The sequence below is a fragment of the Streptomyces sp. NPDC005805 genome, from assembly GCF_040630445.1.
Classification (GTDB): Bacteria; Actinomycetota; Actinomycetes; order Streptomycetales; family Streptomycetaceae; genus Streptomyces.
In genome coordinates, this window is sequence record NZ_JBEXXN010000003.1 from 122,279 (window position 1) to 144,808 (window position 22,530).

Consider the following 22,530-nt stretch of genomic DNA (forward strand, 5'->3'; position numbering starts at 1 on the left):
CTAGCACGGGAGCCAAGCGCTCACACAGGACACTGGTAGATGGTTCGGACACGGCGAGCGCTCGGCGGTGAGCGCTCGTAGTGATACCTGTACGACACGCATCATGCGCCAGTGACATACCGGTGGCATATACGCAGGGTGCGTGGCACATGACTCATGGAGGAGGCACGGTGGCGGGCGAGTCCCCCGACAGGTCGGAGCAGCGGGAGTCGTCGGGGGAGACGGAGACCGGGCGCGACCCGCGTCTCGCGGTGCTCCGCGAGGGGGCCCCGGGGTCCCCGGCGGACGCGGATGCGGCCTCCTCCTCGACGGAACCGGAGACGGAGGCGGAGCGGTCGTCGTCCCCCGTGGCGACGGACCAGCGCACGGCGGTCTTCCGTCTTCCGCAGCGCGAGCCGTCCGACGCGGATACCGACGCGGACGCGGATGCGGACGCGTCACCGTCGGGTGACGTGGGCGACGCGGACGGTGACGCCCGCGACGGTGGGGACGGTGGCCGGGCCGGGTCGGACGACGCCGCCGCTGCCGGGGCGCCCGCCGCGGGGAGCGACGCGCGGCTGCGCGACGCGGTGGCGGCGTGGGTCGCGACCTCGGACGAGGACGAGGACACCCCGGAGGCGCCGAAGCAGAATGCTTCCGCCGCCGCGGAGGCGGAGACCGCCGACCCGGACACGGACACGGGTGCGGACCCGGCGTCCGGCGACGCCGAGCCGGAGCCCGCCGCCAAAGCCGACGCGGACGACACGGAGCCCGAGCCCGCCGCCGACGAGGCCCCGGCGGCCTCCGGCGACACCGAGCCCGAGGCCGACGACGCCCCGGCGGCCGCCAAGGCGGACGCGGAACCCTCCACGAGCGCCGGCGCGGAGCCCGGGGCCGACGACGGGAAGCCCGTCGACCAGCCCACCGCCATGTTCGCGATGCCGAAGCGCCCGGTGGTCGATCAGCCCACCACCGCGCTGAAGCTCCCCAAGCCCGCCACCGACCCCGAGAAGCCGGCGGCCGACGCCGAGAAGCCGGCCGCCGGAGCCGACGCGGACGCCGAGCCCGCCCGCCCCGCGAGCACCTTCGTGCCGCTGCACCGCGACGAGCCCGCCCCCGCCCCGGCCGGCGCGTCCCGGGCCGAGACCTCCGCCCCCGCCCCGGCCAACGCGACCCGCGCCGAGCCCGCCGCCCCCGGCGAGGCCCGCGCCGAGGCGGACGCGTCCGCCGGTGCGCCCCCCGCCTCCCTCGCGGAGGCCGAGCGCACCCGGCAGCAGCCGATGCCGCCGCTGCCCCCGCTGGACCTGCTCGCGGAGCTGACCAACACGCCTCCGCCGCCCGAGACGCCGACCCGCACCCTGGTGCGCCGGGTCAAGATCTGGACCCCGCTGGTCCTGCTCCTGCTGATCGTCTTCGCGGTCGCACAGTCCTTCCGCCCGCTCCCCGAGCCGGAGCTCGCGCTCACCGCCGACGCCGAGTACGCCTTCGACGGCGAGCGTCCCTCGCTGCCGTGGCCCGGCGAGGGTCAGGGTCAGATCGTGGTGTCCGGTCTCGGCACGGTCGGGCAGTTCGGCGAGGAGAAGCCGGTCCCGATCGCCAGCGTCACCAAGACGATGACGGCGTACATCATCATGCGCGACCACCCCTACAAGCGGGGCGAGGACGGGGCCTCCATCACGATCGACGCCCTCGCCGAGAAGGAGGGCGGCTACGACACGACCAACAGCGAGTCGACCCTCAACACCGTCAAGGAGGGCCAGAAGATCTCCCAGCGCGACGCCCTCAGCGCCGTGATGATTCCGTCCGCGAACAACATCGCGCGACTGCTCGCCCGCTGGGACGCGGGCTCCGAGGAGGCGTTCGTCAAGAAGATGAACGACACCGCCAAGGAGCTGGGGATGACGAACACGACGTACACCGACCCGTCCGGGCTCGACGCGACGACCGTCTCCACCGCCGCCGACCAGGTGAAGCTGGGCATGGCCCTGGTGAAGAACAAGGCCATGGTCGACATCACCCGGCAGGCGCAGTGGACCGACCCCTCGGGCAAGGTCCACCCGAACTACAACCACCTGCCTTACAAGATGGGCGCCATCGGCATCAAGACCGGCTCCACCACCAAGGCCGGCGGCAACCTCCTCTTCGCCTCCTACAAGGACGTCGGCGGCTCGACGCAGACGATCGTCGGTGCCGTCCTCGGCCAGCACAAGGTCCCGATCCTCAAGACCGCCAACGACGCCAGCCAGGCGGTCCTGACGGAGACCCGCGAGCTGCTGGAGGCGAAGAAGGTCGTCTCCAAGGGTGATGTCGTCGGGTACGTGGACGACGGTGTCGGCGGCCGGACGCCGGTCGTGGCGACCAGGGACATGACCGTCGTCGGCTGGTCCGGGATGACCGTGAAGTCCGACATCACGGACGGCGGCAAGGTGATCCCGCACAACGCGAAGGCGGGCACCGTCGTCGGCAGCCTGACCGCCGGATCGGGGGCGGGCACGATCAGCGTCCCGGTCGCCCTCCAGACGGACAAGACCGAACCCGGGTTCTCCGACAAGCTGACCCGGATCGGATAGCGACGCCCGGGCGCCCCGGTCCACCGGGGCGCCCGCGTGCTAGCGTCCGGCGTCCGGAGAGGCAGGGCCGGCAGGGGCAACCCGGGGGCGTCCGGGGCGCGTCCTCAGGGGTGAGGCAGACAGGGACAGGACGGGGAGAGCCGCAGTGACCACCGCCGAGCCCACCCGCGCGTACGACCCCGGGGCGCACCCGGCCCCCATCCCCGCCCCCGCCACGGAACCGGTCCCGGAGCCGCACCAGAACCCGGGCCCGAGCCCGGAACCCGGCGCGCCCCGGAGCCGGCGCGCGGAGCTGCTGCGGCACCCCGTCACCGTCGTCACCGCCGCGGCCGCCGCCGTCCATCTCCTCTGGTTCTTCTTCTTCGCGAACAGCGGCGGCGACATCGCCGCCCAGGACGCCTGGGCCGAGTTCGTCGGCCGCCACCCGGACTCCGCGTACAACCTCGCCTGGTACGGGGGGATGCACCCCGTCTCGTACAGCGTGGTCTCGCCGTATCTGATGTCGGTCCTCGGGGTGCGCACCACGATGATCGTCGCGGGCACGGTGTCCTCCGCGCTGACCGCGCTGATCCTGGTGCGGCTGCGGGAGGTGCGCAACCCGGTGGCCTGCGGGTTCGCCGGGGTCTTCGCGTTCCTGTGCAACGCGCTGTCCGGGCGGGTCACCTTCGGGCTCGGGATGATGTTCGCCCTCGCCGCCGTGGGCGCGGTGTTCTGCTGGCCGCACCGGTGGCGGCGCAACCGCTGGGTGAAGGCGGCCGTCGCCGCTCCCTTCGCCGGTCTCGCGACGGCGGCCAGCCCGGTCGCCGGGCTCTTCCTGGGGGTCGTCGCCGCCGCCCTGTTCCTGTGCGGACGGCGCCCGGGCGCGTACGTCATCGGCATCCCGCCGGTGGTCGTGGTCGCGCTCTCCTCCTGGCTCTTCCCGTTCTCGGGGACCCAGCCGATGTCCCTGGGCTCGACCTCGCTGCCGTTCCTCTTCGGCGTCCTGACCTTCCTGCTGGTGCCGCGCGAGTGGCGCACGGTGCGGGTCGCGGCGGCCGTCTACTCCCTCGGCACCCTGCTGACCTGGCTGATCGACTCCCAGATCGGGTCCAACGTCTCCCGGCTGCCGATGCTCTTCGCCGGGGTGGTGCTGCTCGCCGCCCTGCCGTGGACCGCGCCGCGCTCCCGCCGCTGGTACGCCCTGGTGGTCGCGTTCGCCGGGCTGAACGCCTGGATCGGCTTCAAGGGCGTCGACGACATCGTGCGCACCGCCCCCACCGCGTCCTGGAACCGCGAACTCGCCCCGCTGGTGGACCGGCTCCAGCGGCTCGGCGCGGAACGCGGCCGGGTCGAGGTCGTCCCGGCGAGCAGCCACCGCGAGTCCTCGGCCCTCGCCCGGTATGTCAACCTGGCGCGCGGTTGGAACCGGCAGGCCGACATGGAGCGCAACCCGCTCTTCTACGACAAGGAGAACGTCCTCACCGCCGACGGCTACCGCGCCTGGCTGGACCGCTGGGCCGTGCACTACGTGGTCCTCCCCGAGGGCCGCCCGGACAACAGCGCCGTGCAGGAGGCCGAACTCGTCGGCGGCGGACTGCCCTATCTGACCCGGGTGTGGGGCGACCGGAACTGGCAGGTCTTCGCCGTCCAGTCCCCGGTGCCCCTCGCCGACCGGCCCGCGACCGTGCGGCACGCCGGTGCGGGCGAGGTGACGATCCAGGTGACGTCCCCCGGGCGGGTTCTGATCCGGGTCCCGTACTCGCCGTGGCTCAGCCTGGTGGACGAGGACGGCGAGAGCGTCGAGGGCCCGCAGGAGACGGAGGCGTCCAGGCTCCGCGAGGACGACGGGCCGAAGGAGTTCACCAACCCGCACGGCTGTCTGCTGAAGGCCGAGGAGGACGTCGAGGGCGACGAGTGGACCGAGCTGCTCGCCCCCCGCGCGGGCGTCTACCGCCTTGCCGCCCCCTATCAGCTCCCGCGCGGGACACCCTGCCCCGAAGAACTGCGCTGACCGGCCGCCCGCCCCGCACCTCGTGTGCCCGGTGGCCCGAACCGCCGTGATTCTTACCGTCGTTAACACTTATGCGCCCTCGCGGGCTCGTGCATAGTGGAGCCGCCTTCACGGCATACCGATCAGTCGGCCAACGGGGTCCGGTGCGACATGGCGTACGAGCGGAACGAGCAGTACGAACAGCACGAACAGCACGAACAGCACGAGCAGGATGAGCAGTACGAACAGCACGAGCAGGATGAGCAGTACGAACAGCACGAGCAGGATGAGCAGTACGAACGGCACGAGCTGCACGGACGGAACGACCGCGACGGGACCGGACGGGGGCTGCGCACCGGGGCGGTGGCCCTGGCGCTGCTCGCCCTGGGCCCTGCCCTGACGGGCTGCGGACCGGGCGACGAGGACGGCCCGCCGGTCGGCGCGGCCGTACCCACCGGCGCGGGCCCGGGGCTCGGCGGGCTCCCGCAGCGGAACACCCCCTCCCCGGACGACCGGACCGCGGCCCCCGACCCCTCGCCCTCCGTCTCCCCGTCCCTGCCGCGCCCCCGGCCCAAGCCCCCCGCCGCCTCCCCGTCGCCGTCGCACCGGCCGGACGGCCCCTCGTACGAGGCGTGGGCCGGGCCCGGCTGCACCGGCGGCGGGCGCTACGAGGAGGAGGGGCGCTACACGGACGGCGACGACGGCTGGTACACCGTCCACACGGGCGGGCACCGGGGCGACGGCTGCGACGGCCGCTTCAGCGCGGTCCCCATGTCCGGCTCGCGGAGCGAGGACAGCGGTGGTTCGGCGACCTGGTCCTGGTTCGTCGGCAGCGGCTACCGGACCTGCACGGTCGCCGTCGTCGTCCCGGAACCGGCGCGCGGGCGGGAACGCGACGCGGCCGGCGACCCGACCACGTATCTGGTCCTGGCGGACCCGGACGACCCGGACAGCGCGGTGCGCACCTTCGAGGTCGACCAGACCGCGCTGCGGGGGCAGGGCGTCGTGATCGAGAAGGTCCCGGTGCACGACCGGCGGCTCACCGTCCGGCTCGTCGACCGGGGTGTGGACTGGGGGCGGGGCAGATCGGGGGCGCACCACGCGGCGGCGCAGATGCGGGCGGAGTGCGGGGCCTGACACCGGCCCGGGGGCGGCGCGTCAGGCCGTCACCTCCGCCAGCCCGGTCGCACGGCCCGGTGCCACCACGGTGCTCGCGGAGCCGGCCGGGGCCGCGGCGGGCAGCAGGACCGCGCGGGCGACCGCGTCCGAGTCGCCGAGGGTCACCGAGTCCACTCCGGGGCGTATCCCGGCCGCGGTCACCCAGTGCACGGACTCGGTGGGCACCCCGTGGGCGAACCGCCTCGGGTGCGCCCGGCCCGCCGCGTCCACCACGTGGTACGGCCGCCCGGTGACCTCCAGGCCCCCGGTCTCGTAGCTGGCCGTCTCGTAGCTCGCGGAGGGCTCGGGGCTCCCGGCCGGGCCGGGGTTCCCGGACGCCTCGGGGTTTCGGGCGGGAATCCGGAACGGGCGGCCCTGGCCGGTCGCCAGGAGATGGCGCAGCAGCGGGTCCGCCGTGCGGCGCACATCCGGCTCGGGCAGCCGCGCCTCGACGAGCAGCCGGCCCGTCAGGCGCACACCCGGCACCGCCGACTCCAGCGCGAAGCCGTCCGGGCCCGCGACGACCCGGGTGCCCGGGCCCGCGACGCGCAGCACGCCCGCCTCGATCAGTGCCGTCATCTGCTCGATCCGCAGGGCGGGCGGCCCGATGGAGAGGAAGGCGTTCAGCGGGGTGTACCAGCGGTCCAGGTCGTCCCGGTGGGAGCGCCCGTCCAGACCGCCGTGGTCCACCGCGAGGCGTATCTCGTTGCGCAGGTCCCGCAGGACGTCCAGCGCGGCCTTGAGCGGACCGGAGACATTGCCCCGGCGGGCCTCGCGCACATCCGCGCGCAGATGGTCCAGCAGCCAGCGGGTGAAGTCGGCGTGACCGGTGAACCGCCGTGTCCCGTACGGGCGGTGGAGGCGCTCCCAGTCCCAGCGTTCGGCGGCCCGGACGCCCGCGGCCGTGAGCAGCCGGTCCTCCTCGACACCGGGCGCGGCCCCGGGCCAGCGGACCGCGAACTCCTCGACCTCGCCCGCGCTGACCCGGCGGGCGAGCAGCGCCTCGTAGTAGACGCCCTCCACCTCCTTCGCGATCAGCGGCCACAGCTCGCGGCGGAAGTCCAGCGGCCCGGCGGCGCGCAGCCGGGCGACCCGGTCGGGGGTGAGCAGCCTCGGCAGCCGGCGGCCGTGCGCGCCCTTCTCGTTCTCGCCGCGCGCGTGGTACGGCACCCCGCGCCGGGACCCGGCGCAGAGCAGCGGCTCCCGCCCCGAGGCCCGGTACACGAGTCCGTGGGCGGTGCGCACGAACGTTCCGCCGCGCCCCTCGGTCAACAGGGCCATGTGGTCGAAGAAGTTGAGCCCGAGACCACGCAGCAGGACCGGCTCGCCTGGCGGGGCGAGCCGGTCCAGATCGAGGTCGGCGGGGTTGGCCGGGGGCACATAGGCGAGCCCGTGGTCGACGGCGAGGTCGGCCAGTTCCCGCTCGGGGGCGGACATCCGGGCGGGCACATGACCCTGCGTCAGCACCACCGCGTCCAGGCGTCCGAGGCGGGTGCCGTCCGCCAGCCGGACCTCCTGCCACGGCGTGCCGTCGGTGTCGTCGACGGCGACGGCCCGGCCGGTGTGCGTCCGCACCGTGATCCCGGCGGGCGCGCCGCGCACCACGCGCCCGAAGACCCACTCCAGGTAGTGCCCGTACAGGGCCCGGGTCGGATAGGCGTCGGGGCCCAAAGCGCGGGCCTCCCGGACGGTGGCCTCCTCGTACTCCGCCGGCCCGGCGTACTCCGCCTCGCCGTTCCCGGGCGCCTCGCCGTCCGCGAGCCGCCGGGCCCACCCGTACAGGCTCGGCCCCGGCTCCACCGGGCCGTCGACGTGGACGCTCTCGTCGGTGAAAAGGGTGATCTGCGAGGCCACCGTGTTCATCAGGAGCCGCCGCGACTGGTCCGTCCGCCACACCCGCCCGGCCCCGGGCCGGCAGGGGTCGACCAGATGGATCTCGACGGGCCGCCGGGGCGCCAGGACCCGGGCGTTGGCGCAGAGCCGCTCCAGGACGGAGAGCCCCCGGGGACCGGCGCCGACGACGCATATCCGCAGGCGGTCGTGGTCGGGGAGTCGATTCATCCGCGTCACCCTAGTGGGCACTTCCGGACGCCTCACGGGGACGCCGATTACCGCCCGTGAATGCCCCGTTGGGATCGTTTCTGCGCGTCTTCCGCCCGGCTGTACGGACTCATCGGGACATCTCCGGCCCGGCGGAACGCGCCTTCTGGGCCGGGTCAGCGGATGTCGGCGCCGTACACGTGGGTGACCGCCATGACCATCAGGACCCGGCGGTCGGAGACCATCACCGACCGGTACTCGTCCCAGTCCGGGTGCTCCCCGGCGGCCTTGCGGTAGTAGTCCACCAGCGCCTCCACCTCGGGCCCGTGCGGGTCGGTCCCCGGGCCGGTGAGGGTCGCGTCGCCCTCGGCGGTGGCCCAGGTCCGGCCGTCCGGACCGGTGACCTCCAGAGCGGCCCGCGGATCGCGGCGCAGGTTCACGGTCTTGGCCCGGCCCTCGGTCATCGACACATACAGCAGCTCGGCCTCGCGGTCGTAGAACGGCATCACGGGGGAGAGCTGGGGCCGCCCGTCCGACTTGACGGTGGCGAGCACCCCGAGCCTGCTCTCGGCGAGCAGGGCTCGGGGGTCGAACGGGGCGTGCTGGGCGGGCGACTGCGTCATGTGATCGGTGCTCCCGGGAGTGGCCGTCGGCTTCCCGGGGATTGTCGCCCTTTACACCGGTGTGAAGGTCAACCGACGCACCCGCTCCGCCGGTCAGCGCACGTCGACGAAGTCGCCCGCCGTCTTGACCGCCGGAGTGGTGGCGGTACCGGCGAAGTTCCAGCGCCAGTACCCGTCCCGGACCGCCTTGACGGTCGTGCGCAGCTTGCCCGTCCCGTCGCTCTTCACCGTCTTGACGGTCGTGTAGGTGGTGCTGTCCTTGGGGCGGAACTGGAGCTGCACGGGCTGCTGGGTGTAGCCCGCGTAGACGTAGCGGTCCCAGTTGGCGCGGGCGAGCTTGCCCGTGACCGTGATGGTCCGGTTCTTGACGACGGGCTCGGGCGAGGCGTCGACGGTGAGGGTGGAGCGGCGCTGCACGAGGTGCTTGGAGTGGTCGCCGCCGTAGTAGTCCCCGTCCTTCGAGGAGAGCTGCACATACACGTTCCACGGCCCGGCGAGGGTGTTGCGGGGCAGGTCGATGTCGCGTTGCAGCTTCACCGTGAGCTTGCAGGTGGAGGTGGTGGCGTTGTCGGCCTTGCAGGTGGGGGTGCCGTGGAAGGACCAGTAGTCGTCGCCCAGTTCGCGGTCGATCTGGAGGAACGCGTGCTTGGTGCTGATGCCCGAGTCGTCGGAGGCGGTCACCGCGATGGTGAACGACTCGGTCCGGGAAGTGCCGAAGACGACGGCCTTGCCGCCGTTCACGGACACCTTCTTGATGACGACGGGGGTCTCCGCCGCGTGGGCGGGCGCGACGGCGCCGAGGGTGGAGCCGCAGAGAGCGAGAGCGCCGACGAGCAGGGCGCCTCTGGAGGGTGCGCGCATGGGGCCTGGGAGTCCTTCGGTGGTGGTGAGGGTGGTGTGTCTTTCGCCGGCCCGGCCCGGGTGGTCCGGGGGCCCGGTCGCGGTGGCGGTGGCGTCCCGCCGGGCGCTACCCGGCCAGGACGTCGCCGAAGTAGGCCAGGCCCGCCGGGCCGCCGACCGACGCGGCGCCGAAGGTCGTCGAGCCGGTCGCGGTGACCCCGCCCGTGCCCGACCTGAAGAGCCAGACCGAGCCCGCGCCGTCGTTCTCGGCGTAGGCCCCGGCGACGAGTTCGGCGCGGCCGTCCTTGTTGGCGTCCGTCAGTTCCACGGAGGCGCCGAAGCGGTCGCGGGCCTCGGCGGCGCCGGGCACTCCCGCCGTGTCCTGGGTGAAGGTCTTGGCGCCGGTGCCGGTCAGCCCCTTGGCCGAGCCGCGCAGCACGGTGACCGCGCCCGCGTCCGTCCGGCCGCCGACGTCCTCGCCCGGCGCGCCGATCGCGATGTCCGCGTAGCCGTCCCGGTCGGTGTCGCCCGCGGCCAGGCTCCAGCCGAAGCTGTCACCCTTCCGGGCGGTGCCGGGGATCCCGGCGGTGTCCTGGGTGAGGCGGACCGGCGTACGGCCGGAGAGCCCGGCGGCGCTGCCGTAGGTCACCGTGATCGCGCCCCCGGGGCCGCCGTGGGGTTCCCCGGCGGACTTCTCCATGAAGTTGCCGGTCACGACGTCCCCGTAGCCGTCCTTGTCGACGTCCGCGATGACCGCCTCGTAGCCGCCCGCGAGCTTGCCCGCCGCCTTCAGCCCGGTCGCGCCGCCCTTGTAGAGGACGCTGCGGGTCGTGTACCCGTTGCCGCTCTCCTGCTGGCCCATGACCAGCAGGTCGGTGGCCTTGTCGCCGTTGACGTTCCCCGCGACGAGCTTGTCGGCGTTGATGCCGGTCTGCGCGGAGGTGTCGATGCCGGTGAGCCCCGCGGCCTTGCCGGTGCGGGAGACCGGCCCCTTGAAGACGTTCAGCTCGGGCATGGCGATGTTGGCGGCGGCCAGGTCGGTGCGCCCGTCGCCGTCGAAGTCCCCGGCGGCGAGGCTCCAGCCCAGCTCGTTGCGGTACGTGGGCAGCGGCGAGGAGATGTCGGTGCCGGACTTCAGCCCGCCGGGGCCGCCCCAGACCACGGTGAGGACGCCGAAGGAGTCCGTCTTCCCGATCCGCTCGCCGTGCACGCCCACCACCAGGTCGGTGTGGCCGTCGCCGTCGAGGTCACCGGTGGTGAGCCGGTCGCCGAAGTAGTCGCCCGACTCCGGCACCCCGGGAATCCCCGGCGTGGCCTGGCTGATGATCGTCCGCTTGGACTTGTCGAGCCCGTTCTTGGTGCCGTACACGACGGCCACATAGCCGGCCTTCGCCTTGCCGCCGGCCTTCCCGAGGGGCGCGCCGATGGCCAGGTCGCGGTAGCCGTCGCCGTTGAAGTCACCGGGTGTCCCGGCCGGCGCGGCGGCGGCCGGGCCGCCGGCGGCGAGCAGCAGCCCGCCGGCGAGGGCGGCGGCGGTGGCGGTCGCGAGGGTGGTGCGGAGGTACTGCTGCATGCGTGTCTTCTTCTCCTACGGCACGCGGGACGCCGTGACGGCCGTCCGATCCGGTGTGCCGGACCGAGCACCGCGCCGCGGGTCCGCGCCGAACAGGACGTCGGCCCCCGCACACATGTGCCGTCCGGTGCAGTGGTGACCACCGGTGCGCCCCGAGGGTTGTACGGAGGGCGGGGCGTTCTGCGTCACGAGTGCTGCGCGCGGGGTTTCGCGTCCGGCAGCGTCACCGGCGCGGTTCCCACCGGAAGAGCCGGGCGGCCAGCGCGAGGGAGACGACGACCCAGCCGAGCGTGGGCGCCAGCAGGAGCAGGGAGTCGGCGACGGGGACGCCGCCGTTCCACGCGTCCACGACCAGCTCGGTGGCCGAGCCGCCGGGCAGCAGGCGCTTGAGCAGGGCCAGCTCCTCGGTGCCGGAGATCCCCACCCAGCTCGCGACCCCGATGGTGCCGAGGATGATCGGCAGGGTGGTCACCTGGGCGTGCTCGGGCGAGTTCGTCAGCCCGGCCGTCGCCAGGCCCAGGCCGAGCATCATGACCACCGTCGAGAGGACCGCCGCGACCAGCAGCGCGGCGTTGGCGGGCTCACCGGTCACGGACCCCAGCACGGCGAGGATCACGGTCGCCTGGACCAGCGCGATCACGGTGGCGGGCAGGAGCAGTCCGGCCAGGATGCCGGCGTCACCGGCCGCGGTGGAGCGCAGCCGCTTGAGGAACAGGTTCTGCCGGCGCGAGGCCAGGGTGGTCACCGTGGTCGCGTACAGCCCGAAGGCGGACACGGTGAACACCACGACGGCGGCGATGTAGCCCAGGCTGCCCAGCTCGGCGAAGGCTTCGTGCTGGCGGATGAAGTAGGCGCTGACGGCGGTGGGCATGATGAAGCTGGTGACCAGGACCAGGCGGTTCCGGAAGATCTGGATCAGCTCGCTGAGCGCGATGGAGAGCATGGGGGAGGTCCTTTTCTCGGGTTCTCGGGTTCTCGGGGCTGGGCGGGGCTGGGCGAGCGGGGTCGGTACTCGGGGTCGGCGTCCTACCGGCCGCTGCCGCGACCGCCACCGCTGCCGCCGCCGCTTCCGATGGCGCGGAAGACGTCGTCCAGCCGGGTCGGCCCGGCCTCCAGGTCCTGCAACTCCAGCCCGTGGTGTTCCGTCCAGCCGAGCAGGGTGAACAGGTCCTTCTGGAGCCCGGTGGCCTTCACCAGCAGCCGGCCGTCGCTCTGGTGCTCGGCCGGCAGCGGGAGGGGCAGGGCCGGCGCCCCGGCCGGCAGGGCGAACCGGATCGCGGCCGGCAGGGCCCGCGTCAGCTCGGAGACGGTCCCCTCGGTGTGGAAGGAGCCCTGGTGCATGAGGCCGATGCGGTCGGCGCGCTGCTGGGCCTCCTCCAGGTAGTGCGTGGTGAGCACCACCGTGGACCCGTCCTCGCGCAGCCGGTCCACGGCGTCCCAGAGGGCGTCCCGGGACTGGATGTCCAGGCCGGTGGTCGGCTCGTCCAGGAAGACCAGCTCCGGCCCGCCCCAGACGGCGGTGGCGAAGTCGAGCCGCCGCTTCTCGCCGCCGGAGAGCTGGGAGACCTTGGTGCCGGCCTTGTGCGTGAGCCCGACGACGCCGAGCACCCGCCCGACCTCGTCCGCCCGCCGGGTGAGCTTGCCGATCAGCCGGACGGACTCCCGCACGGTCAGGTCGGGGGAGAAGCCGCTCTCCTGGAGCATGATCCCCATCCGGGGGCGCACGGCGGCCCGGTCCCGCGGGCTGCGTCCGAATACACGTACGGTTCCGGAGGTGGGGGTGCGGTGGCCTTCGATGATCTCCAGGGTCGAGGTCTTCCCGGCCCCGTTGGTGCCCAGCAGCGCGTACAGCTCACCCGCTTCCACCTGGAAGGACAGGTCCTTCACGGCGTGGAAGTCCCCGTAGGAGAGGTTGAGGTCCCGGACGTCGATGACGGGTGCGAGGGTGGTTGCGGAAGTCATGCCTCGATGACACCAACCGGCGCGCCCGTGCGGCAGTGCGGCCGTGTCACCCCTTCGCGATGACACATCGGCGGGTACGGCCATGACGTGGTGTCACTGGTGGGGGCCCGGACCCGGACGAATACTGGTAACCGGAATCCGAATCCCCTGGCGACCGCCGCTGTATCGACCGACCTCTCCAACCCCGGGAGCCGGCATGGACACCGCACCACCGCGTGGCCCGGTGGCGTCCGCCCCGGCGGCCCGGGGGCGGCTGCGCAACCTCAACCTCGTCATGATCCTCCCGGTGATCACCGCCGCGGGGGTGCTCCTGGTGGCGACCGACGCCCGGAACTGGGTGCAGGCCCTCGTCCTCGGCACGGGCCTGGCGGCGGGCCTGCTGACCTTCGTCTGCTGGGCCTCGGGCGCCCTGTTCCGCGTCGCCGTGCCCTGCCTGGTCGTCACGGCGGCCGTGTGGGTGTACGGGGTGACCGCGGACTGCCAGTCGGCGTTCTACGGCCTCTCGATCACCGGCCCGCATGTGGTGTCCCGGCTGCGCCACCACCGCGTCGCGGCGGCCGTGGCGCTGGTCGCCTTCGTCGCCGTGGTGGGCGCGGCGCGACTGCTGGTGACGCAGGGGAACGTCCTCGACGACGTGGTCGCCTTCGTCATCGTGCCCACCGGCGTCACCGGTGTGGTGACCGGCCTGATGTTCCCCAACCGGAGGTTCTACGAGGTGGTGGAGGAGCTGGAGGAGTCACGGGAACGCGAGGCGGAGCTGGCCGTCATCCGGGAGCGGGTGCGCTTCGCGAGCGATCTGCACGACATCCAGGGCCACACCCTGCATGTGGTCAAGCTGAAGATCGCACTGGCCCAGAAGCTGGTGCACAGCGACACGGCGCGCGTGGAGCAGGAGCTGCGCGAGATCCACGCCCTGGTCAGCGACACCATCACGCAGACCAAGGAACTCGCGTACGCGCAGCGCCGGCTGAACCTGTCGGCGGAGCTGGAGAACGCCAAGAACCTCTTCGAGGCGGCCGGTATCCGCGTCCGCGTCGACCGTCTCGCTTCCGACACCGGCGCCGCCGATCCGTCGCCGGCTCCCGACACCGCGACCGACGCCCGCACCAGCGCGCTCCTCGGCCAGGTGCTCCGCGAGACGACGACCAACATCCTGCGGCACGCGGACGCCACCTGGGTGCGCGTCACCCTCTCCGGCTCGGGCATCACCGTCGTCAACAACGGCGCCGCGCCCAAGGGCCCGCCGCCCGAGCTGAGGGGGCTCGCCGCGCTGCGGCGGCGCGTCGCGGACGACGGGGGCGAGCTGGTGGTGGAGCGGCGGGACGGGCGCTTCACGACGGCCGCGGTGTTCCCGGCCCGGCCCGCCCCGGGCGGCTCCGCCCCGGTGACCGACGGCCGGCCCACCCCCGCGACCCCGAAGCGGAAGGACGACGACCGATGACCACGGTGGTGCTCGCCGACGACGAGGTACTGCTCCGCAAGGCACTGGCCGCGCTCCTCCCGCTGGAGGGCGAGATCACCGTGGTCGCCGAGGCGGAGGACGGGGAGTCCGCCGTCCGGGAGACCCTGCGGCACCGGCCCGACGTGCTCGTCATCGACCTGGAGATGCCCGGCGTGGACGGCCTCGGCGCCGTCGCGCAGATCCGCCGCGAGCGCCCGGAGCAGGTGATCCTCATGCTGACCCGCCACGCCCGGCCGGGGGTGCTGCGCAGGGCCCTGAAGCTCGGCGTCCAGGGCTTCGTCAGCAAGTCCGCGGAACCGGCGCACATCACCTCGGTCATCACCACCCTGCACGAGGGCCGGCGCTGGATCGACCCGGACGTCTCCGCCCTCGCCGTCATCGACGACAACCCGCTCACGGACCGGGAGATCGACGTGCTCCGGGTGACCGGCGACGGCTACTCGGTCGCCGACATCGCCGCCCGCCTCCACCTCGCGGAGGGCACGGTGCGCAACTACCTCTCCAACGCGATGCAGAAGACCCAGACCCGCACCCGCCACGAGGCGGCGCGCTACGCCCGCGAACACGACTGGCTCTGACCCCCACCCCTGCCCCTCCGGCGCGAAGGGCCCCTCCATGCCCCCTCCCACCCCCTCCCCGCTCATCGTCTAGGACCTGATGCTCCTCCTGCTCGACGACGAGACGGGCGCCATCGCCGTGAACGCAGCCGTCACCCGCACGGCAGCGGCGGTCGCGACGGCGACCACGACGGTGGTTCTGACGACGGTCACGTAGAGGGGGCCGGGCGGGGTGCCTCCTACAGCCCGGCGATAGTTGAACATGTTCAACTCCGCTGACATCATGGCAAGCGCGTGATCGACACCTGGTCGACCGCGGTGCTTCATGGCGCCTTGCCGGGAGGTCCGATCGTGCACACCCCTTCCCGTGGCCCGATGCGGCCGGTCGTGACTGTCATCGCCTGCCTGTTCGTCCTGGTGGGGTGCGGTCCGCACATGTACGACGAGGTGCCCGCGCTGCACGACGTCAAGTCGGCGGAAATCGCGGGGTCGTGGGTCTGCACCGACGGCACGGAGGTCACTCTCCGGTCCGACGGAAGAGCGGTCGTCAGCCTCCTGGACGGGCAGGAGTTCGACTTCGACGACCGATGGCGGCTGTCGGGGACGGGGGAGTGGGAGCTGACCGACAAGCGGGCCGGGTGGAACGACGGTCAGCATGTCCGGCTGACTCTCACCTCACGTACGGCGTCGACCATGCGCACCCCGGACCCCACCCGGCGTCTCTACCCGGCGTCCGACCAGGGGCCCGCGCCCGAGACCTATACGTGGACCTTCGAGTTGCAGCGCGACGACGAGAATCAGTTGCTGTTGTACTTCTTCTTCGGCGACCCCGATTCCCGCAACGCCTACGTCCTGGAACGGGAGCCGGCGTAGCGAGCCCACAGGAACCGGCCTCACCCTCAGGTGCGGGTCCGCTCCCGGCCCTCGCGTACGCGTGGAGGAGCCGGGAGTGGACGAGGGGCGGCGCCCGGTCAGATGCCGGTCGCCCTCACGCACAGCGGCTGGGTGCCCTTGATGTAGCCGCTCCCGCCCCCCATGTCCTTCCAGAAGACCGCGCACCACAGGTCACCGTGTCCCCCGTCCTGGTACCCGGACCAGTAGTGGGTGCGGTCCTTCCACTCCCCGTCCAGGCTGTTCCTGATGGTGCCGCGCGGGCCGTAGAGCTCCCAGTGGCCCATGCCCGTCCGGGTGGTGGCGCGGACCTCCATCTTCACGACGTCGGCGTCGTACAGGTCACCCTCGAAGTCCACACACAGGGTGTGGGTGACGAAGAGGGTGGTCGACTGACAACTCGTCCGGTCCCGCGGTGCGGACTCCGCGGCGGAGGCGGAGGTGGACGCGATTCCCGTCAGGGCGATTCCCGCGGCCATCGCCGCGGCCATGCGCTTCATCTGGTCGTTCTTCCTTTCGAAGAGGGCGTACGGAATTTCCTGGCGGACGCGCGCCGGCTCGGAATCAGATGCCGACGCGCACCGGCTCAGAAATAGACGGAGGCGCACGCGGTGTTCACGAGGCCGCCGCCTTCGAAGAGGCTGGCGCAGACGCGCGCGGCGTCCCGGGGCATCAGCACCGGGACCTCGAACCGGGCTTCCTCGTCGTGCCGCCTGCCGCCCCACGAGCGGTCCCGGCTGAACATCTCCCTGTTCTGGGCGTCCAGGACCCTGACGTGGATACGCGGATTGCCGATGCCGAGGACGGAGCTGAAGTCCCCCTCGATCGTGTCGAGGTACCGGTGCGACTGGCCGTCCCACCTGACGCACAGGACCCCCGTCACCCCCTGGATCTTCGTACACCCCCCGCCACCCGCTGCGGCCGCGGGCGCGGCGGACGCCAGGGTGGCCAGCACGGCCCCCGCGCCCGCGAGCGCGAGCCCGCGCCGGGTCAGCCGGCCCCCTCCCCACCGTCGCCGCGTCTTCCGGTTCTCGTTCCTCTGCAAGGACATGCTGTGCCTTTCGGGATTCCGGTCAGAAGAAGGCCCGTCGGGAAGTATCGCCGTTCCGGGCTCGATTGCAGCGTAGGAATGGCGGGCGAGCGCGGTCTATCCGATCTCCGCCGCGCGGTCCGCGCGTTTCGGATTGCCCGTTCGAATTTCCCCCTGAAAAGCGAGAACGGACCCGGAATTCCCGAGGTCCGCTCCCTGAAATGTCCTTGAACACGCCGTGAGCCGCCGCCCGTCAGCGCCTCTCGGCGGTACGGGACGGCACCTGCCCGTACGCCTCGCGGTAGTACGCCGCGAACCGGCTCAGATGCGTGAAGCCCCAACGCGTCGCGACCTCGGCGACCGTCCCGGACGCGGACCCGTCCGCGATCCGCAGCAGGTCCCGGTGCGCCCGGTCCAGCCGCAGACGCCGCAAGTAGGCGGCCGGCGTCGTCCCGAGGCCGCTCCGGAAGCGGTCCTGGAGCGTACGGGGGCTGACCCCCGCCGCCACGGCCATGTCCGCGACCGACACCGGCTCACCGGCGTGTTCCGCGCAGTACGCCATGGCCCGCCGCACGGCCGCGTCCGGGACCTCGTCCGCGAGCGTGACAGCGTTGTCCAGGGCCACCTCGGCGAAGACGCCCGCACTCCGCAGGTGCTCCACCAGCGAACCGAACCAGCCGCCGACCTGCCCCGCGGGGGCCCCGCAGGGCAGCTGTAACAACACCAGAGCCACACCCGTCACCGCACCCGACTCCGGCCCCAGACCGAGCAGTTGGGCGCGCGCACCGTCCGAGGACGCGAGGAGGGCGCGGCACGTCTCCACACTGACCGGTCTCAGGACCACGCCCCGGTACCCCGCTCGGCACGCGTGGCTGGGCGTCATGAGCAGCACTGACACAGTCTGAGCCTCCCCGTCTCCCCGCAGACCCGTCGCGGGGTCACACAGCAGGCTCACAGCAGCCCATGACCACGCAGTCCGGCGCACATGACGGAACCGTGACCGTTGTTCACCAGCCGCCGTCACACAACTCCGCGGTGGCCGACCTCACTTACGGCTCCACCGCCTCGCCGTGCCCGGTCAGGCGTCCGGCCGCCTGGTGTAGGCGGAAAGCGTCGCCTTCGACGTGGACGCGTCCTGGAAGACCAGCTCCCACGGGCCGGTGTTCACGTCGAGCTCCTTCCCGAACCCCGCCCACTTGCCGGTCGTCCGCCGCCCCGTCGGCTCGACGAGCAACCGGATCGCCCCGTGGCACCGGGCCCCGGTAGTAGCCCGCGTTCGCCGTCTGCTCCGTCCAGGTGCCGGTGGCCACATGCCCGTGCACCTCCAGGTCCATCGTCAGCGGACTGCCGCCTGCCGCCCCGAAGCACTGTAGGACTGGCACGCTGGGGACTGCGCGCCGGGTGACGTCCGGCCCGAGGCCCTACCGTTTACCCCGTGAACGGTGGGGCGTTCGCATGTCACAGCTCGGGCACACCGCCTCCGCGCGGCGCGCACGCGGCTGGATGATGCCGACGATGTGCCGATTGCCCTTGGGGAGAACCATGCGCCATGCCACCATCCTGTTTGCCGCCGCCATCCTGCTCGCTGTCGGGGCTGTCGGCTGCTCGAAGTCCGACGACGACAACGCCAAGGACTGCGCCGCCGCGCTCACCGAACGGGCTGGAGGTGATCACGGAGACCTTCTTCGGCCCCTCGTACGACCTGCACGGCGGCGCCGTCGACCTGATCTTCCCGCACCACGAAGCCGAGGTCGCCCAGATGGAAGCCGCCTCCGGTATCGAGCCGCTGGCCCGCTACTGGATGCACACCGGTCTGCTGCGGGTCGACGGCGAGAAGATGTCGAAGAGCACCGGCAACTTCCTCACCATCCGCGACGCCCTCGCCCGGACGGACGTCCGCACCCTGCGGCACGCCTTCCTCTCCCAGCACTACCGCTCCTCCATGGAGCTGAGCGACTCCACCCTGGAGCAGGCCCGAGGGGCACGCCGCCGGATCGAGAACTTCGCCCGGACCATCGACCCCGCGCACCCCGACAGCCCGGCGAACGCCGCACGCGCGTCGGACGCCTGGAAGGAGATGCGCGAGCGCCTGGACGACGACTTCGACACCCCCGGTGCCCTCGCAGCCCTGTTCCAGTACATCCGCGAGCAGAACCGCACGGAGGAGCCGGCCGGGCCGGCCGCCCTGCGGCTGATCGAGGACGTGAACAACCTCTTCGGAACCTTCGACATCCCCGGCTCCGCCCAGAGCGACGCCGCCGTCGACGAACTCGTGAAGGAACGCGACCGGCTCCGGGCGGCAAAGAAGTTCGCCGAGGCCGACGCGATCCGCGACCAGCTCACCCAGCAGGGCGTCGTCCTTGAGGACTCGCCCGAAGGCACCCGTTGGTGGAAGGAGACCACCTCATGACCTGGAAGAGCCGCTTACCGCTCGTCGTGGAGAGCACCATCCCCCTCAGCCTCTGCGGAGCGCTGATGGACCACGTGAAAAACCACACCGCCCGCCCGCGTACCTACCAGGGCGTCATTAACGAATCGCTGCGCAAGAGCGAGTACGTCGAGATCCCGACGCACCTGGAGGAGGCGGTCATCTCCCACTGCGCCGCCCACATCCGCAGCCACTTCGAGATCGCCCCGAAGCGCGTACCCAACCAGCCGGCGGTCGTCTACCGCTACGGCCCCGGCGTCGGCTTCGCCGCCCACCACGACGAGGTCACCGACATCGAACGCGAGCGGGCCCGGACCAACGGCCAGCCCGTCGTCGGCGGCGACCTCACCTTCGTGGTCTGGCTGAACACCCCGGACTCCTACGGCGGCGGCGAGCTGTTCTTCGAGCACCCCGCCCAGGAGATCAAGCCGCCCTGCGGCACCCTGGTCGCCTTCCCCGCCACCCGCGAGCACATCCACGGCGTACGGCCGATCACGAGGGGGGAACGCGTGACCCTCGTCGTACGCGTCGACGCCGAATGCCTCTGAGCACAGGTCAGTTCCCCTGTCAGTGAGGGCAGCACGGCTGCCAGGATGAACGGTATGACGACGATCAACGGTGAGGTAGCGCCCGGATTCGAACCGGTCCGCGAGGCGTTCACAGCGAACTTCACCCAGCACGGAGACATCGGCGCGGCCGTGTGCGTCTACTGGCACGGCCGGCCGGTGGTCGACCTGTGGGGTGGTGTCGCCGATGCTGACACCGGCCGACCGTGGGCGCAGGACACCCTGCAGTTGGTCTACTCGGCGACCAAGGGAGCCACCGCAACCGCCGCGCACATGCTGGTCGAGCGCGGCATGCTCGACCTCGACGCTCCGGTTGCGAAGTACTGGCCGGAGTTCGCAGCGAACGGCAAGGCGGACATCCCCTCCTGTCCCACCAGGCCGGCCTGGTCGCCCTCGATCAACCGCTGCCACTGGCCGAGGCGCTGACCTGGTACCCCATGGCAGCAGCGCTGGCAGCCCAGCGCCCGCAGTGGACTCCGGGCACTGCACACGGGTACCACGGTCGCACCTGGGGCTGGCTGGTCGGTGAAGTGATCCGCCGAGTCTCCGGCCGTTCGCCGGGCCGCTTCTTCGCCGAGGAGATCGCGCGCCCCCTGGGGTTGGACTTCTTCATCGGCCTGCCGACGAGCGAACGCGGGCGCGTCAGCCGCATGGCGTACCGGCGACCGGCCGTCGACCTTACGACGGTGCCGACTGAGTCGATTCCCGAGGAACTCCGCGAACAGGTCGCCGCCTGGCGCGCTCCGAACTCCTTCAGCAATCGGGCGTATGCGGTCACCGACCCGGCCGAGATCGACTTCGACTCGCCAGAGGTGCAGGCCGCCGAACTCCCGTCCTCCAACGGCATCGGCACCGCATGCTCCCTCGCCCGCATGTACGCCGCCCTGATCGGCGAGGTCGACGGCGTGCGTCTGCTCGCCCCGGAGACCTTGGCGTCCGCGACCGAAGAGCAGGCCAGCGGCAAGGACCAGGTGCTGATGTTCCAGAGCCGATTCAGCACCGGATACATGCTCCCCACCGAGGGCAACCTCATGACCGGCCTGAACGCCTTCGGCCACACCGGGCGCGGAGGCTCACTCGCCTTCGCCGACCCCGAGCGCGGCATCGCCTTCGGGTACGTGATGAACCACATCATCAGCGGGTCCGACGATGTCCGTGCGGCTGTGTTGGCCGACGCGGTGCGGAAGTCGGTGGGGTGAGCGTGCGGGCGCCCCTCTGGCGACCTTTCGAAGCGCCCACTGCCACCGGGCTGCCGCTCGGCAAGCAAGACTTCAGCGCCGATGGGCTTCCCACGTATCCGATTCACACCACTGGGCGAGAGAGCCGTGCACGTGCCGTGGTGAGTGGGCTGTTGGAGGGAGGATGTCATGGCTCCCTGTGACTGTCAGCGCTGTCGATGGCGCTGGGCGGTGGGTGGCGTTGGTGCCGTGGTGGGCTGGGGGTTTCGGGCCTGGTGTTCGTTGAGCGCGGGCGCCATGGTGGAGCGGCTACGGGCGGCTTCGGTCTGGTGGGCGTGGTTTTTTGCCTCGTGCCAGCGGGCGGCGACGATCGTGGCCCAGACAAGGGCAGCCAGCAAGGCCACCAGGGCACTGCCGTCGGGGCCGGTGGCAGTGTGGGCGAGGTCGCGGGCTGCCTTACGCAGGGCGTGGGGCGGCCTGGTTCTCGGCGCGGATCTGGGAGCGCTGAGCGCGGGCGAACGCCCGTGAGGCTGCTCGTAGTTCGGCGTGGAGGTGGGTGGGGGCTTTCTGGGTGGCGGCTTCGACGAGGTCGCCGAGCGCGGTGATGTGGGCCTGGGCGATGTCGACCCGCCCGAAACCGACCCCAACACTATTCCGGAGGAACGCCCTTGAAGGGCTCCACCCACCGCCGCTGCTACTGCCGTGACCCCAGAACCGGCAAGCCGGTCGGCAAGAACTGCCTGAAGCTGTCCAGCCGCGACCCCAAGACCGACGCGGGTGCGCGCACCATCGCCTTGGACGCGGACACGGTCGAGGTCCTGCGCCGGCATCGCGCTCGGCAGGACGAGGAGCGTGAGAAGTGGGGGACCGCCTGATGGAGACCGGCCGCGTCTTCACGCGCGAGAAACGGGGAACTGCTCCACCCCGCCAATGTCACCCGCCGCTTCATCGAGCTGTACGAGGAGATCGGCCTCCCGCCGGTCCGGCTCCACGACCTGCACCACGGCGCGGCGACCCTCGCCCACGCGGCCGGCGCCGACCTGAAGGACATCCAGGAGATGCTCGGCCACTCCTCGATCACCATCACGGCGGACATGTACACGAGCCTTCTCCCCGAAGCGGATCTCGCGATCGCCGAGGCCGCTGCCCGTCTCGTCCCGCGTGCGCGAGCCCCTCGCGACGTGCCGGATGGTGCTGATCGTTTGGGGGCCATTTCGGGGCTGCCGCCCCGTCCGCTCACGCAGCGCTCACGCAAACGGCCCCGGACGAGGCGTCCGGGGCCGAGTGAGGCCGCTCCCTAGGGGGTGAACCCCAGGTCAGAGCGGTACTGCATGGTGCCCCCGGCAGGATTCGAACCTGCGACACCCGCTTTAGGAGAGCGGTGCTCTATCCCCTGAGCTACGAAGGCGGGGTTCCATCGGGTGGCCGGTCCGCTGGTGGTGCGGGGTGGGGCCCGACAGGTGGTGGGTCCGGCCGGAGGGCTGGGCCACCGCGGACAGTGTAGCGGGTGGGGTGCGGTGCGTACCGGGGGTTCCCGGCCCGGCGCGGGAGGGCAGGGTGATCGCGTGGGTACGGAACGTCGCAGGTCCGGCCCGTCGGGAGGGGTCCGCAGGGAAGGTCGGGGAAGACTGCCGGGATCAGGCAGTGAATGTCCCGCAGGAACGTGAAAGCATCCGGTTGTACCGAGTGGTGCAGTGCGTGGGA

Annotated in this window: 20 protein-coding genes, 1 tRNA gene and 3 pseudogenes; 11 read left to right on the forward strand and 13 right to left on the reverse strand. The window is 72.2% G+C overall.

Going from position 1 to position 22,530, the window contains the following annotated elements:
* Window positions 1-149 precede the first annotated feature (149 nt).
* The 3 genes from ABZ457_RS03160 to ABZ457_RS03170 all read left to right on the forward strand — a co-directional run bounded on the left by ABZ457_RS03160 (window position 150) and on the right by ABZ457_RS03170 (window position 5,655).
* Window positions 150-2,549, forward strand: a complete 2,400-nt coding sequence (locus ABZ457_RS03160) for a D-alanyl-D-alanine carboxypeptidase (protein ID WP_359153274.1) — start codon at window positions 150-152, stop codon at window positions 2,547-2,549.
* A gap of 292 nt (window positions 2,550-2,841) precedes the next feature.
* The gene (locus ABZ457_RS03165; RefSeq protein WP_359153468.1) at window positions 2,842-4,539 is read left to right on the forward strand and encodes an MFS transporter; all 1,698 of its coding nucleotides are present in this window, start codon (window positions 2,842-2,844) and stop codon (window positions 4,537-4,539) included.
* A gap of 150 nt (window positions 4,540-4,689) precedes the next feature.
* Window positions 4,690-5,655 carry an adhesin gene (locus ABZ457_RS03170; protein WP_359153276.1) on the forward strand — a complete coding sequence of 322 codons (966 nt, stop codon included), beginning with the start codon at window positions 4,690-4,692 and terminating at the stop codon, window positions 5,653-5,655.
* Window positions 5,656-5,676: 21 nt separating this feature from the next.
* Here ABZ457_RS03170 and ABZ457_RS03175 read toward each other — a convergent pair whose 3' ends face one another.
* The 6 genes from ABZ457_RS03175 to ABZ457_RS03200 form a co-directional block, all read right to left on the reverse strand.
* On the reverse strand, window positions 5,677-7,737 hold the full coding sequence (locus ABZ457_RS03175; RefSeq protein WP_359153278.1) for an FAD/NAD(P)-binding protein: 2,061 nt from the start codon (window positions 7,735-7,737) through the stop codon (window positions 5,677-5,679).
* 155 nt (window positions 7,738-7,892) lie between these two features.
* On the reverse strand, window positions 7,893-8,339 hold the full coding sequence (locus ABZ457_RS03180; RefSeq protein WP_359153280.1) for a PPOX class F420-dependent oxidoreductase: 447 nt from the start codon (window positions 8,337-8,339) through the stop codon (window positions 7,893-7,895).
* Between the two features lie 93 nt (window positions 8,340-8,432).
* Window positions 8,433-9,200, reverse strand: coding sequence for a hypothetical protein (locus ABZ457_RS03185; RefSeq protein ID WP_359153282.1), 768 nt, complete (start codon window positions 9,198-9,200; stop codon window positions 8,433-8,435).
* A 106-nt stretch (window positions 9,201-9,306) separates the two neighbouring features.
* Window positions 9,307-10,752, reverse strand: a complete 1,446-nt coding sequence (locus ABZ457_RS03190) for an FG-GAP and VCBS repeat-containing protein (RefSeq protein WP_359153284.1) — start codon at window positions 10,750-10,752, stop codon at window positions 9,307-9,309.
* Between the two features lie 223 nt (window positions 10,753-10,975).
* Window positions 10,976-11,695 (reverse strand): ABC transporter permease, encoded by a 720-nt coding sequence (locus ABZ457_RS03195; RefSeq protein ID WP_359153286.1) that lies wholly within the window; start codon window positions 11,693-11,695, stop codon window positions 10,976-10,978.
* An 83-nt stretch (window positions 11,696-11,778) separates the two neighbouring features.
* Window positions 11,779-12,714, reverse strand: coding sequence for an ABC transporter ATP-binding protein (locus ABZ457_RS03200; RefSeq protein ID WP_359153288.1), 936 nt, complete (start codon window positions 12,712-12,714; stop codon window positions 11,779-11,781).
* 196 nt (window positions 12,715-12,910) lie between these two features.
* Here ABZ457_RS03200 and ABZ457_RS03205 point away from each other — a divergent pair, with 196 nt between their 5' ends.
* The 3 genes from ABZ457_RS03205 (at window position 12,911) to ABZ457_RS03215 (ending at window position 15,606) form a co-directional block, all read left to right on the forward strand.
* Window positions 12,911-14,155: a histidine kinase gene (locus ABZ457_RS03205; RefSeq protein WP_359153290.1), complete on the forward strand. Its 1,245-nt coding sequence runs from the start codon at window positions 12,911-12,913 to the stop codon at window positions 14,153-14,155.
* Entirely contained in the window at window positions 14,152-14,754 is a 603-nt protein-coding gene (locus tag ABZ457_RS03210) for a response regulator transcription factor (protein ID WP_359153293.1), read from the forward strand. Before ABZ457_RS03205 ends, ABZ457_RS03210 begins: the two co-directional genes overlap by 4 nt.
* 366 nt (window positions 14,755-15,120) lie before the next feature.
* Complete coding sequence (locus tag ABZ457_RS03215) at window positions 15,121-15,606, forward strand: hypothetical protein (protein WP_359153295.1); 486 nt, start codon at window positions 15,121-15,123, stop codon at window positions 15,604-15,606.
* Between the two features lie 98 nt (window positions 15,607-15,704).
* Here ABZ457_RS03215 and ABZ457_RS03220 read toward each other — a convergent pair whose 3' ends face one another.
* The 5 genes and pseudogenes from ABZ457_RS03220 to ABZ457_RS03240 all read right to left on the reverse strand — a co-directional run bounded on the left by ABZ457_RS03220 (window position 15,705) and on the right by ABZ457_RS03240 (window position 18,328).
* Complete coding sequence (locus ABZ457_RS03220) at window positions 15,705-16,124, reverse strand: hypothetical protein (protein WP_359153297.1); 420 nt, start codon at window positions 16,122-16,124, stop codon at window positions 15,705-15,707.
* Between the two features lie 86 nt (window positions 16,125-16,210).
* Window positions 16,211-16,675 carry a hypothetical protein gene (locus tag ABZ457_RS03225; protein ID WP_359153299.1) on the reverse strand — a complete coding sequence of 155 codons (465 nt, stop codon included), beginning with the start codon at window positions 16,673-16,675 and terminating at the stop codon, window positions 16,211-16,213.
* 232 nt (window positions 16,676-16,907) lie between these two features.
* Entirely contained in the window at window positions 16,908-17,477 is a 570-nt protein-coding gene (locus tag ABZ457_RS03230) for a helix-turn-helix transcriptional regulator (RefSeq protein ID WP_359153301.1), read from the reverse strand.
* 255 nt (window positions 17,478-17,732) lie between these two features.
* Window positions 17,733-18,000, reverse strand: a pseudogene (locus tag ABZ457_RS03235) (XRE family transcriptional regulator); the annotation flags it as partial.
* A 112-nt stretch (window positions 18,001-18,112) separates the two neighbouring features.
* Window positions 18,113-18,328, reverse strand: coding sequence for a hypothetical protein (locus ABZ457_RS03240; RefSeq protein WP_359153303.1), 216 nt, complete (start codon window positions 18,326-18,328; stop codon window positions 18,113-18,115).
* Here ABZ457_RS03240 and ABZ457_RS03245 point away from each other — a divergent pair.
* The 3 genes and pseudogenes from ABZ457_RS03245 to ABZ457_RS03255 all read left to right on the forward strand — a co-directional run bounded on the left by ABZ457_RS03245 (window position 18,321) and on the right by ABZ457_RS03255 (window position 20,847).
* Window positions 18,321-19,064: a DALR domain-containing protein gene (locus ABZ457_RS03245; RefSeq protein ID WP_359153305.1), complete on the forward strand. Its 744-nt coding sequence runs from the start codon at window positions 18,321-18,323 to the stop codon at window positions 19,062-19,064. The two genes, ABZ457_RS03240 and ABZ457_RS03245, sit on opposite strands and share 8 nt — an antisense overlap.
* The gene (locus tag ABZ457_RS03250) at window positions 19,061-19,630 is read left to right on the forward strand and encodes a 2OG-Fe(II) oxygenase (RefSeq protein WP_359153307.1); all 570 of its coding nucleotides are present in this window, start codon (window positions 19,061-19,063) and stop codon (window positions 19,628-19,630) included. The genes ABZ457_RS03245 and ABZ457_RS03250 overlap by 4 nt, the downstream gene beginning before the upstream one ends.
* Before the next feature lie 54 nt (window positions 19,631-19,684).
* Window positions 19,685-20,847, forward strand: a pseudogene (locus tag ABZ457_RS03255) (serine hydrolase domain-containing protein).
* 290 nt (window positions 20,848-21,137) lie between these two features.
* Here ABZ457_RS03255 and ABZ457_RS03260 read toward each other — a convergent pair.
* Window positions 21,138-21,444 (reverse strand): annotated as a pseudogene (locus ABZ457_RS03260) (mobilization protein); the annotation flags it as partial.
* Window positions 21,445-21,494: 50 nt separating this feature from the next.
* Here ABZ457_RS03260 and ABZ457_RS03265 point away from each other — a divergent pair.
* The gene (locus tag ABZ457_RS03265) at window positions 21,495-21,701 is read left to right on the forward strand and encodes a hypothetical protein (protein ID WP_359153486.1); all 207 of its coding nucleotides are present in this window, start codon (window positions 21,495-21,497) and stop codon (window positions 21,699-21,701) included.
* A 90-nt stretch (window positions 21,702-21,791) separates the two neighbouring features.
* Window positions 21,792-22,127, forward strand: coding sequence for a tyrosine-type recombinase/integrase (locus tag ABZ457_RS03270; protein ID WP_359153470.1), 336 nt, complete (start codon window positions 21,792-21,794; stop codon window positions 22,125-22,127).
* Window positions 22,128-22,158: 31 nt separating this feature from the next.
* On the opposite strand, the gene ABZ457_RS03275 is transcribed toward ABZ457_RS03270, so the two are convergent.
* Window positions 22,159-22,234 (reverse strand) — tRNA-Arg (locus tag ABZ457_RS03275).
* Window positions 22,235-22,530: the final 296 nt, after the last annotated feature.